Genomic DNA, 13,298 nt, shown 5'->3' with positions numbered 1-13,298 from the left:
TTAAAACCGAATGATCAAAAGAAATAGAAAGCATCATTGAGCAATAAGGCGCCAGAGACTTAAAAAGGTTAAACAACATTAAAAAATAATAATAAACTAATAAGAAAATCATAAGAAATCCAATGATAACAAAATCAACGAAAGAGAGATACGAAAAAGAGATAGCCATTGAAAGACATTACGATTTCTGCAAAAAAGAATAATAAAAAAAGCAATTAGCACATAGGTCACGAGTGGATCTTTCCATACCTTGCAACCAATCCCTCCAGAGCCTGCCGGTCTTCCGGAGCCAGCCGGGATAGTCTTTCGTCTATCGTTTGCCCAGCTTGGCTTTCTGGAGGATAGGGGAAATGCTGATATATTGATTTCAATGCCCGGATTAAAGGCTCTTCTCCGTCAATCCTTAAAGCGTAAAGGAGCTTTGACAGGCTCTCCAGTTCAGTTGCTGCAAAAGGATCCTCATCGCCTCTCGCTTGATTGCCTCGCCTCATAGCAGGATAGGGCTTTGCATTCCTTACCCTGCCAATATAAATTTGGATTGTGGTATAGACCATTCCTAAGTCTTCTCCAAAATCAGCACGAAACCGAACCAAGCCGCCATATCCTGCATATCCCATATCCTGGAGCCGCTCATTAACTCTCTGCGCCACTGCCTGCCTTATATAAGACATTTTCATTTTGGTGTACCTACAAGGCCTCCCATACCTTGAGATGGCTCCTCACTTTCTTTACTGATTCTAATGCCTTGGCAATGATCTCCTTTGCTTTCTCCTCCTCTCCTTTGGGAGAATAGCTCCATGCAATGCCAAACCGCTTTCTTTCATACTTTTTGGAAGTATTTCCTTCAGTCACAAGCACTTCTAATGACGAGTCTTCAGCAATCCGTCCCTGAGCATCTCCAATGACCGTCATTTCCCAAGCAGGGATCGGATCCTGTCCAGGGATTTGAGAGATATGGTACAGCCCATTCTGGTACCTGAACATGTAGTACCTGCCGTCAGCCTCCCTCGTAACCAGATCTGCCGTGCCATCCTTTACTTCAAAAAAATAAGGGTCAAGGCTCGTCATGGGATGCAGGTAAAATGCAGGAATTTTCTTTTCTTTGCATCGCATATCTCTCTCAAGGATAATCTGCCTCACTTCCATCACAGCCTTATCGAGGTGAGAGCTTGAAATCCTGTCCACTGCCTCCTTGTATTCTTCCTGAGAAAGCTCGCAGTGCAGGGGAAAGGAATCTAAAGGAGGGGCCAGTGCATATCCCTTCCCCCTAAAATGAAAGATGTTTCCTGCACCCTCAGAAAAAATCATGGCTTCATCAAGCAGAGCGCTCCTGAAAAACGCATCGCTGTCTCCCCCGATCCTTGACCATGTAATCGCATGGCAATCATAGAAGACATCCCCATGCCCCCCTGCCTTAGGGGACCGGGCAATAAGGGGGGTTCCTCTTTTATTCCTGGAATACTCAAGCAGAAGGCCTGTAGGATTCATCATCATTGGCTTAGTATAAGAAGGCTTCTCTTTGGTACAAGGAAACCACTCAATAGTAGTAGTATCATTAACAATTATGGTTTCAACCTCTGGTTCAGCTGGAGCAATGACCATCTTAACCTCTTCCTATGCCAAATCCTCTTACTATACTAAATAAACAGCGGCGCCAAGACAAGCGTTATCGTAGCCAGCAGCTTCACCAAAACATGGATTGAAGGCCCAGCAGTATCCTTAAATGGATCCCCTACAGTGTCTCCGACAACTGCAGCCTTATGGGTATCTGATCCTTTCCCGCCATAGTTGCCTTTCTCAATGAACTTCTTTGCATTATCCCAGGCTCCTCCTCCATTATTCATAAACAATGCCATGAGGATGCCTGCTATCGTTCCTACCATCAGGAAGGCAGCCAGCGCCTCTGCCTTCAGGATAAACCCGACAAGTATCGGAAAACCCACAACAAGCAGGCCAGGCAGGATCATATTCCTAAGCGCCCCTCTTGTAGTGATATCAACACAGGCAGCATAATCAGGCTTAGATGTCCCTTTCATAATGCCCGTATCATTCCTGAATTGCCTTCTGACTTCTTCAATGATATACTGGGCAGTCTTTCCAACAGCCCGTATTGCCAATGAGCTGAACAGGAAGACAAGCATAGCTCCTAAAAGCCCTCCGATAAACACAGGAACGCTTGCCAAATTCACAACATCAAACGCCTTTCCTGTCAATGCAGCAACCTCTTCAAGATATGCTGAAAACAGCAGGAAAGCAGCCAATGCAGCAGAGCCTATGGCATACCCCTTTGTCAATGCCTTTGTTGTATTGCCTACAGCATCCAGGCTATCAGTCCTCTTTCTTATCTCTTCAGGAGCATTGGACATCTCAATAATCCCCCCTGCATTATCGGTTATAGGGCCAAAGGTGTCCATTGCTAAGACATATACCACAGTTGACAGCATGCCTACAGTTGCGACAGCAGTTCCAAACAATCCTCCATGAGGAACTCCTGACCAGACTCCAAACTGATACGACAGATACAATGCAAAGGATATCACAATCACAGGAGCAAACACGTTCTCAAGCCCAACTGCTATGCCTGAAATGATGTTGGTTGCTGGCCCTGTCTGCGACGCCTTTGCGATCTCCTTGACAGGCCTGAATCCATGGCTCGTGTAATATTCAGTGATAAGCAGGAACAAAACACTCATCACAATCCCAACCATTCCTGCATAGAAGAACCATACATTGGCATTCAGCAGCCAATACACGCTTATTGCTATCCCGATCAATGCGAGAAAAGCAGATACATAAAACCCCCGGTTCAATGCCCTCATTGGATCTTCCCCTTCCCTAGCTTTCACAGAGAATATCCCGATAATGCTCGCAATCATCCCTGCTGCAATCACCACTAATGGAAATAAGACTCCATTTGCCCCAAAAACTGGAAACAATGCAACTCCCAGGATCATAGCTCCAATGTTCTCAGCAGCAGTGCTCTCGAACAAATCAGCTCCCCTTCCTGCGCAGTCTCCGACATTATCCCCTACCAAATCAGCAATAACAGCAGGATTCCTTGGGTCATCCTCTGGTATGCCTGCCTCAACCTTTCCGACCAGATCTGCTCCTACATCAGCAGCCTTTGTATAGATCCCCCCTCCGAGCTGCGCAAATAATGCCACAAAGCTTGCCCCAAACCCATATCCAACAATAAGGAAAGGAGTCTTCAGCGGATCTGCTCCAAACAGCCAGTACAATCCTGCAACTCCCATCAGGCTCAATGAAATGACCAGTATGCCTGACACCGCCCCCCCTCGTAAAGCAACCTTTAATCCGAATGGAAGTGATTTCTTCACAGCAGCAGCAGTCCTTATATTGGTTATCACTGCAACATACATCCCAATTATTCCTGCAATCGCAGAACTTGCAGCCCCCAAGATGATTGCAATGCTTGTCCTCAATGCCAGCCCCGGATCACCCTTATAGAAATACAATCCTCCAATCAATAGGGCCATAATCACAGAGAACAGCGCAATCGTTCCATACTGCCTTTTGATGAATGCAATCGCTCCTTCCTTGATAGAGTCTGAGATCGCTCTCATCTCTTTTGTGCCTGTTGCCTGCCTGGCAACATACATGAAGAAGTACGCCCCAACAGCTATTGATAACATCCCTACGATAAACACAAAATCCAATACCATTGCGGCACCCCCAAGGTCTATGTACAATGTCTATACAACGTCTATTTATATACTGTCCAGTAGAAACATTAGCTGATTTTTAAAGATTGCGGAAACGCGGAGTTTTTCTAACAATTCCACCGCTATTTCCATTGTAGCTACATTGTAAATCCAAGAAGAATATTTGATTTTGGCCTTGACCTCAGTTTCCACCGGAAAACCGACGCTGGGAAAATATTTATTCGAAAATCTCGGAAACACGACGCCGCCAATCAATGAATGATACCCTATCCTTAAGCGTTCTGTGCTTCTTCTGAGGCGATGTTATGGCTCAGGTATAAATATTGCAAATCTCAGTACATTGTACACAACTGCCAGAGAAAGACAAAGTTAAGAAAAAACGAAGGCCCATCAAGTTTGCGAGTGAAGGATTTGAGAATTACAAACCAGCACGATCTAAACTTGTCAGAAGGGTTGCAAAGAAAACGCATGGAGTTCCTATTAAATCAGCAGGATTAAAACACAACAACAATCCCATTGAACGAGAGAATGGGAACATTAACGATCGCATCAAGGACGACAGTATCATTTTTCAACAACTTTTGGGGGAGTCAGCACAAAATGCACTCTGATGAAGGACAGTTCTTCCTCCACATCCTTCAAAATATAAAAGCTATTGCTTCGAAAATTCCAGTCAATCTCGTTGCTCGATCGAATCTCACTATCCTGAATACTTACGCGCGAAGTGTTGAAGGCTTCCAGACTACTCCAACGACCCGGCGCATTCCTATGTTCAAATAAAGAATTTGTAATCAAAAGAGTGGCGTTATCGCGGACAACAATATCGTTCCTTTGGATGTAATGTGTGTTGTTTATAACAAACACAACATCTCCTTCCAGAATCAAGGGCTCATTATTTGTTATTTTCTGTTTATACCTCTTAACCTCAGGCTCTGTGTTTTTTTCTGAAGACGGCCAAGAATCTTCTTTTTGCCAAGAAATATCATTGTTCTCTTCAGCAGCAACCCCAGACGCGTTTCTCATACTTGTATTTTCCGTCACCCCCCCATATTGTGAAATTTTCTCAGCCGTAACATCAACAGACTCATTAGTACTGCCTCCAGTTAATATCCCAATCACCACAAGTGACAGAATCATAAAAAATAGCCTTTTCATCTCTCTTGTAAGCTCCCCTCCTTTTTGTCACGCGATTGATGTTTGCGCAATATGGGCTTTTGGCGGGGCTATGCCTCTAGCTCACCTTTTCAGATCTTGTATCCTTTTAATCAACACATTCTTTGTCTCTTCATACCCCTCATTTGGAATAACTCCCTGTTTGTAAGCTTCCTTTAGCCGCCTTAATTCTTTTAACAACCTCCATTTCTCATTTGCAATCTGCATCGGCGTTAACTCAAGGGGGTGTTTACCCTCTTTTTTTTCAAGGCGAATGCCATCTTCCTCGAGCAATTTTGAAAGTTCTTTTGCTGGATCCTTTTCTTCTATTTGGGTCCTGCCCTGCGCCGACGCGTTCTCTGCAGGGATTACTTTGAATTCCCCACTCACTGCCGGTTCTTTTTTTACTATATAGTCTGAATGCTTGGTAATCAGGCTATCTTCCCTTTTTACTACGTAATCTGAATGCTTAGTGATTATAGTCTCAGAACTCTTGACTGGAGGAACAGCGGATATCTCTTCTTTCTCTTCCCTCTTCTCCTGTGTGCGTTCTTCTCTGTCTGGTTTTGCAATCTCCTGTATTTTTTCAGCAGGCGGCGCAACCCTCATCTCGCTGAACTCGTGCTCTCTTCGTTTCGCCCTTTCGCCGCCCTTCCGTTTATTTGGCAGCCCGTGTTTCCTCCTACCATTTCGAGAAGAGTTTCTCTTTTTGATCTCATAAAGCAGATAACTGAAAAGGATTATGGTGCCAACCAACAACACCCAAGTAATGTAAACCTCCTTGGAATCTAATACCCCTTTTACCATCCCCCAAACCGACGCATTCAGCAATAACGAGGCGAGCACAACCGCCGCCAAGATTGCTATGGAAACGATCGAGGCTTTCATGCGTATAATCTGCATATACTTCTTTTTAATACTTCCCTTTTTGAGTTGCAGAGCCAAGGAAGCAAGCCCGCCCATGATGAGCAACAGCGTTGATACAATCAGCAGACTAGAGGGCCCCCTGCTTGGCGCAAGCCTCTCCTCAACCCCTTTCCCAACTATATTGAACCTCGCCGCGCCGCTTGCTGTCTTTTGGTTATACTTCATCTCGACAAAAAACACATATTCACCAGGCTCAACCTCTTTCGGAATCGAGATCTCCTTGAGAAGCACAAGTTTATTCTCAATTCCAACAATTTCATGCTCAGACACAACAGCCTCCCCCTTTGCGTTTTTGATCATATACTCAACCTCTGTATCTTTTACGCCTTGCCCCCCAACATGGTACAAGCTCACCTCTGCCGCCACTGAACTTCCAGAAGGCGTTTCCATATATCGAGGCAGGATTTTAACCTTAACGTCAAATAATATAGCCCCAGGAACCGTTTCTTTTATTCTTTCAATGCTAATGTCTGCTATACCATCGATGATATCGTTCAATCTTATCAGGAGGTCATACACACCATCATTTTCCAAATCAATCTTCTGGGGCTCTCCAATTCTGGCTATGACTTCTATGGGGGTCGTCTCTATCATCAAAATTACAAAGTCTTCTCCAACCTTGGTAAGAGTTATCGTATGAACGTTTACACCATCAAGACTGAAAGTGATTACGCTTCCTTCTTGTAGATAATACTGGACATCAAGGACTTCTTGGAAGTCCACGGTTGGTGAGACCGCAGGTGCCGGAGCAGCCGGAGCGCTTGGTGCCGCGCCTCCGCCTCCACCGCCGCCTCCGCCACCGGCCTCCCCCGTTGTGGTTGGCGCTTCCTCTGCGCCAGCTTCAAAGGTTACACTGTCTGATGCAGTTGAATCAGGCTGAGCTGAATTCGCATAGCTGCAACTGACACGTGCGATAGAGAGCCCGTTTGCATACGTGCTTGGAACATTTATTGAAACAGATTGTGTGACATTTTGCAATGGAGTGGTTTTCTTACTAAACTGCGTTTGCGGTTCTCCTGCGTCAAGTTCAGTATCGCCATCGCTATCCACCCAAACATCACAGGTGCTTTCTGTTGCTGCTTCTCCCTCATCCTGTATCCTCACATTGCAATTCAGGTCCTGACCCACAGTAGCAGTGAGCGGGCAATCCAAGAACACCATGTACGGGCCCCCAGTCGCTACTCTGAACTGCGTGGTTTTCGAAGCATTAACTCCACCGTAACTACCCAACAAGTGAACAGTATACATCCCCGTTGTTGGGTTTGCCCCTAAAGATTTAGAGTACTTCCAAACATGCAAAGAGGACTCAGTAAAATCTGTTAGTGTAGCATTAGCCCATTTATTATTATTACTGTCAAAAATGGTGAGAACGACCGAATCTGGAGCAACAAACGAGCCGTTCTGTGTTGTAAAGCTCGCCTCTACCAACACATTCTCATTAGCGTATCTCGGGCTGCCGGCAACCAGTGAAGATATTGTAAACAGGCCCAAGGCAGACGTAGTGGTATTGATAGCCAGGGCCGCACTATAAATATTTTGAGTGTTTAATTTTATATCATTAAGCAGCGTACATAGGGTTGAATTTGGGGTTATGGCGCACTGATGAAGCTCCTCTAAATCATCAACTTCCAATAGCACGGTTGAAATAGTTGAATTGATTATAATTGAGGTAACATTAACCTCTGCTGCGATTCTTTTGATCTCTGATACGTTTGCATCGATATCGCTAATCCTATTCTTGGTATAAGCAAATTCACCGAACAGCGTGTTAGCAGATTCATCATCAGAAGGGGTTCCGATATAACTTAATATTCTTTGTGAATTGTTATACGTAACATTCGAGATATTGTATAATTGTTCAGCATTATAGGTGCCCCACTTAAGCAGAAGTGAGGCAGTTTCATTCTTAATATCCAACGACGTTGTGTTTGTTAAGTTAACCAGGGGGAATATATTGTTCAGCAAGTAATCATAACTATCCTGGGTGGTAAGGTTGATCTCTTTTAAGGACGGGACAATCACACCATCAATCTGATTTATCATTTGCGTCACATTCATCTTGATTGCTTCTATAGCTGAGCTTACCACAAAAGTGAGACTGTCGTGAATCTGGTCATTTGTGTAATTCGCGTCGATTCTGGCCTCATAGGTTCCGATTGGCGCAGAGAGCGGAAGCGTAAAGTTATATTTGAATCTCCCAACAGCCTGCGGCATAGCCAGGCTGTGGTTCAGCAGCGTGGTATTTGGATAATACAGCGTAATGTTTACCATTGCGCCAACCAAAGATCCGTTGTTATCCATTACCGTTGAAACAACAACCACATCATCCCCTGGCGAGTAGAATCCTCCTACATCAGAAAACATATTCAGAGGCAGGGCTCCAGTGGAACCACCCCCTCCGCCAACGCCCGAAGCAGCGACATTCTGGGTGGAGAATTCTTTTACCCCTACATACTCCTTACTTAAAATCTTGTTGCAGGTTACGATCGCCAGATAAGTGGATTGTGCCCCAGTAGACCACGTATAATTATAAAGCCCAAGGCCAAAGTTAGTCATTGACTCATTTATGATCACGTCCGTCTTATTCAACGTGTTCCTTACAGTTATGTTGGCTCCATCACTGCAGTCAACAAGAGAGCCGCCCGCCGACCTTATCATAGCTATTAGATCAAACGGAACCCCGGTATTGATGACGGCAGGAGCATCAACAACAACTTCCGGATTTTCAACCCAAACAGCCTCGAAAACAACGTTCTTATGAACACTATTGCTCGAATAATTCGCGTCAACATTAACTCTATATGTCCCTAACGGCGCAGAGGCATCCAATGGGAAACTGTAATTAAACCTGCCGGCGGTCCCAAGCTGGGCGCTTCCATTATTTAATCTTGTTGAATTTGGATAGAACACCTCAACATCAACTGAAGCATTGATAAGGGCGCCGCTGCTATTGATAGCAGTTATCACAACATTCACATTGTCCCCAGGAGCATAACTGCTTCCGGTAGCAACATCTATACTTATCCTTCCAGCAGTAAGATCAAAGACGTCATATACTGTGCTATTGATCAGGGTTATCGTGCTCCCGCTATTGGTGGTCGTAGTATTGATATTAGTGACGGTGCTGTTAATATAAACAATAGTGCTGTTAATGAAATATACGCTGCTGTTGATATTCTCAACCAACGTGCTAATGAATGTTATATTTGACTGGATGCTGTTCACGGTCCCTTGTATGCTCGTGACATTCGCATCAACTCTCGTCACAACTGAATTAATAGTATTCGTTGTGCTGTTAATATCAATGACAGTGGAATTAATATCCATTACTGTGCTGCTAATCAAATTCACTGTGCTGTTTATTGTATTTAGAGTTCCATGAACGCTCGTAATATTTGCGTCAATCCTATTTACAGTCGAATTGATAACATTCACGGTGGCATCAATATTACTCACAGAAGTATTTATAACATCAACCGTCTGGCTGATAGTGTTCACTGTAGTATTTGTATTATTCACAACGTTAAATATTTCCAGAAGTACAGAACTTATGACAAAAGCCAAAGAATCGTGTGCTTCATTGCCAGAATAATTGGCATCTATCCTTACCTCATACGACCCAATCGGAGCAGAGAGCGGAAGCGCAAAGTTATATCTGAATCTTCCGATTGTTTGCCCAACGGCAAGGCTATGATTTAATAATGTGGCATTTGGGTAATACAAGGACACATTTAACATCGCGCCAATCAAGGACCCATTATTATCAGTTGTCGTAGAAACCACTAACACATTATCCCCTGGTGAGTAAAAGGAGCCAACACCTGAAAACATATTCAATGGAAGCCCGCCAGCAGCCCCCCCGCCGCCAGTTGCGCCAGCAACATTTTGCGTAGAGAATTCCTTTGCTCCAGTATAAGCTATTGCTGAAATCTTGCTGCACGTTACGGTTGCTAAGTAAGTCGCTTGCGTTCCAGTAGACCAAGTGTAATTATACAATCCGGTTGAGAACTTGCTCATTGGCTCGTTACTAATCACATTTGTACTATTTAGCGTGTTCCGGATGGTTATATTTGCTCCGTCTGTGCAATCGATTAATAGCCCACTTGATGACTTTGTAAGGGCTATGATATCAAACTTCGTGTCTATGTTAATGGTGCTTGGGGCGTCTACAATAACTTGAGGAGGGAAGGTGGCGTTGCTTCCGCCCGTGCCCGTCGTGATAACAAACGCCAGGGTGTCGTGTATCTCATTGCCAGAATAATTTGCATCAATATCTATACTATACGTACCTTCTGTTGCTGGCGCTTCGAAACTATACTCATACCTGCCAAGCGATTGTTCTGTTGACCCTCCGCTGTCAAATTCAGATCCAGATGGGTAGTAAACAGTAATATTAACTGTCGCATTAACACGGCTCCCCGATGAGTTTACTACATTTGAAGATATATACACAGTGTCTCCCGGCGCATATGATTTTCCGACATCGTTGTATATATTTAAGGGCAGCCCACCAGCGCCGCCAACAGCCGCAGTTGCGGTCGCTACAAGGAACACAACGTTCTTATGAATCTCATTCGCTGAGTAATTCGCGTCAACATTTGCCCTGTACGTCCCTAATGGCGTAGAGGCATCCAATGGGAAACTGTAATTAAGCCTGCCTGCGGCCCCAAGCTGTGCGCTTCCATTATTTAGTCTCGTTGCATTTGGATAGAACACCTCAACATCAACTGAAGCATTGATAAGGCCTCCACTGCTATTCGTGGCAGTAACTACAATGTTTACATTATCTCCCGGGGCGTATCTGCTTCCGGTATCTACGTCTATACTTAGTTTTCCAGCAACAAGATCAAAGACGTCATATATTGTGCTATTGATTAGTGTTATCGTGCTCCCGCTATTGGTAGTCGTAGTATTGATATTAGTGACCGTGCTGTTAATATAAACAATAGTGCTATTGATGAAATGGACGCTACTGTTGATATTCTCAAGCAACGTGCCCATATACGTCACATTAGAATTAATGATATTGGCCGTCGAATTAATAAGCGCAACCGTTGAGTCAATATTGTTTACCGTACTATTAACAGTATTAAGTGTTCCATGGATACTTGTAACATTAACCCCAATCCTCGTGACTGTTGAATTGATAATATTTACTGTGTTTTTAATATCATTCACAGTCATGTTTATAATATCTATCTTCGTGTTAATTGTGTCTAGGGTCGTATTGGTGTTATTCACAAGAGTAAAGATCTCCTGCAGAACAGAGCTTACTACAAACGACAACGAATAGTGGGATTCATCATTGGAATAGCTTGCGTCTAGCCTGGCCTCGTAGGTGCCAACAGGAGCTGAATAGGGAAGCGTAACATTATATCTATACCTCCCAAGAGCCTGCTCTGTTGCACTACTTTTATTTAACAACGTAGCATTGGGATAATATAAAGAAACATTGACGGTCGCATTTACCAGATTTCCGTTTGAATTTGTTATTGTTGGGTAAACTATTACCTCGTCGCCCGGAGAGTATATTGACCCAACCGTTGCAAGAATATTTAGCGGTGCCAAAGATTTCTCGACCAAGAAGGCTATTGTGTCATGTACTTCGCCAGATAGATAGTTTGCATCGAATGTAACGGTATAGGTTCCTTCAGGCACAGTGAGAGGCAGGCTATAAGCGAAGAGGAACCGGCCTGTGCTTACCGCTGTCGCGACCCCGCTTGTTAATAATGTCGTGTTAGGATAGTACATCTTGGCAGAAACCGTGGCGCTGACTAATCTGGAGTCAGCATCTAATACAGTTGTATAGGCAACAACCTGTTTTCCTGGAGAATAAGAATACCCAGTTTGGGAACGCATACTTAGGGCCCCCCCAACCGTTGTTCCTAACAAGTCCAAGAACCCCCCCACAGAACTAAACACAGAAGAACGGCTGCATGTATATGTAAGTGAGGCAGTTGGGCTTGCCAAAGAACCCGTGTCACTCGCATTTCCTATAACCAGATTTATGTCTGATATATAAGCAGTTCCGTCCAAAGTATTAAACCCATTAAACAGGTTTGCTTTTAAGAAATCATATAATTCATCTATAGTTCTCGTATCAGATAAACCATTTACTAATGTTGCATTTCCGCCGTAACTATACACTGCAGTTATATTATTTCCGGTCTCATCTGACGTAAACGTAATCCCTCCCGATAGGCAACTAAACGCAGAGAAATCTGTTCCTAAGAACATCTTGGTCCCATTTCTGAATAATGCAAAATACTCAGAATCTGTTATCGGAAAATGTCTTAACTGCCCAGAAGTTCCAAAACTCGTATTACTCTCCTCTCCGTAAGCAACTTTTATTGGCTCGTTATATTTTATTCCGGCAACCGCTAACGCCTCCGGAGCAGAAACCCCCTCAGTTACGAAAGAATCAGTCTCCAAGGAAACCTCCTCGCTTGTTTTCCCGCTAAACACTTTCTGCGTCTCAACAAACTTATATCCATATTTTCTAAGATACAATGTGAAGGGACCTTGGCTTGTGGGTGTGCTTCCGGTATGAGGCCCATAGGTATACAGCGTGAATGTTTGTGTAGGTATTGATCCGCTGGAATTCGTCAAATCAGTAAAGAGCGACATTCCAAAAATATCCAGGAGCTCCGCCGTCGTGTTCACCACAGCATTGCCTCCCGTATCTTTAACCGTAGTATCATAGCTGTACTGCCTATTAAAGGTTCCATTACTTGGCCCTCTCCAAACAAAGTTCCATGTATTTGAATCAACATTCCTTGATATCCCTCCGCTTGAAGTTGTACTCCAACCAAACCCACTCTTGAAATCTAGTGTTTTAGTTGTTGACTCGTTAATAACTCCCTTGTCGCCCGATATTGCAAGAGTGGAATAGCTAATATTAACCCATTCCAAAACCGGCGTCGCAGCCGTATCATTAGTCTGGAACCTTGCTTGATACTGGAAATATCTACTATTAGGAGCAACTGTTGTATTTATCGTAAAAGGATACGTCAACTCATCACTCAGAACCTCGCCGTCGCAGTCAGCATCATTACAACTTCTAACTCTAAATGTAATATTTGTTCCAGCAGGCTCAAGAGACCCCCTGGTTAGATTAATCCAAGTAGCATTATTTCCCGTGTTGAATATTTGGCTTGTGAAATTGCCGACAGAATCATATTCTCCGCCAGATTGATTTAGAGTAACATTACCTGAGCTGTTTGTGCTGGTATTGAGGAATACACCTAAGTTCCAATCGGCCTCAGTATCATCAATAAACCTTCCATTGGAACTTGGCGTCCCATTCCCTAAAATGAAATCCACATAACTGTTATAAATGGATCCTGTAGCAGTCGTAAACACATCCGACTGGTTCGCCTGCATGAAGTCATAGACGTTCGACAGCGCCTTCCCTCCTATAATCTGTATCTTCCCTCCATAGCTGTACACTGCCCGAACCGTTGTTCCTGCATAGGAAGACTTAAAGGTCACATTCCCGGTCGCATAATCAACCGTGTACTCGGTTGAGGCAATCTT

Annotated in this window: 5 protein-coding genes; all 5 read right to left on the bottom strand. The window is 44.0% G+C overall.

Translation table 11 applies throughout. The annotated features are described in order from the left end of the window. Positions 1–227: 227 nt before the first annotated feature. The gene (locus VJB08_06190) at positions 228–677 is read right to left on the bottom strand and encodes a hypothetical protein (protein HLD43542.1); all 450 of its coding nucleotides are present in this window, start codon (positions 675–677) and stop codon (positions 228–230) included. A 10-nt stretch (positions 678–687) separates the two neighbouring features. Next, positions 688–1,602, bottom strand: coding sequence for a hypothetical protein (locus tag VJB08_06185; protein ID HLD43541.1), 915 nt, complete (start codon positions 1,600–1,602; stop codon positions 688–690). Positions 1,603–1,637: 35 nt separating this feature from the next. Then, entirely contained in the window at positions 1,638–3,683 is a 2,046-nt protein-coding gene (locus tag VJB08_06180) for a sodium-translocating pyrophosphatase (protein HLD43540.1), read from the bottom strand. A gap of 564 nt (positions 3,684–4,247) precedes the next feature. Continuing rightward, the gene (locus tag VJB08_06175; protein ID HLD43539.1) at positions 4,248–4,838 is read right to left on the bottom strand and encodes a hypothetical protein; all 591 of its coding nucleotides are present in this window, start codon (positions 4,836–4,838) and stop codon (positions 4,248–4,250) included. Positions 4,839–4,919: 81 nt separating this feature from the next. Continuing rightward, positions 4,920–13,253, bottom strand: a complete 8,334-nt coding sequence (locus tag VJB08_06170; GenBank protein ID HLD43538.1) for an MG2 domain-containing protein — start codon at positions 13,251–13,253, stop codon at positions 4,920–4,922. Positions 13,254–13,298: the final 45 nt, after the last annotated feature.

Source organism: Candidatus Nanoarchaeia archaeon, assembly GCA_035290625.1.
Lineage (GTDB): Archaea > Nanobdellota > Nanobdellia > Woesearchaeales > DATDTY01 > DATDTY01.
This window is presented reverse-complemented; position numbering and strand designations above follow the sequence as displayed.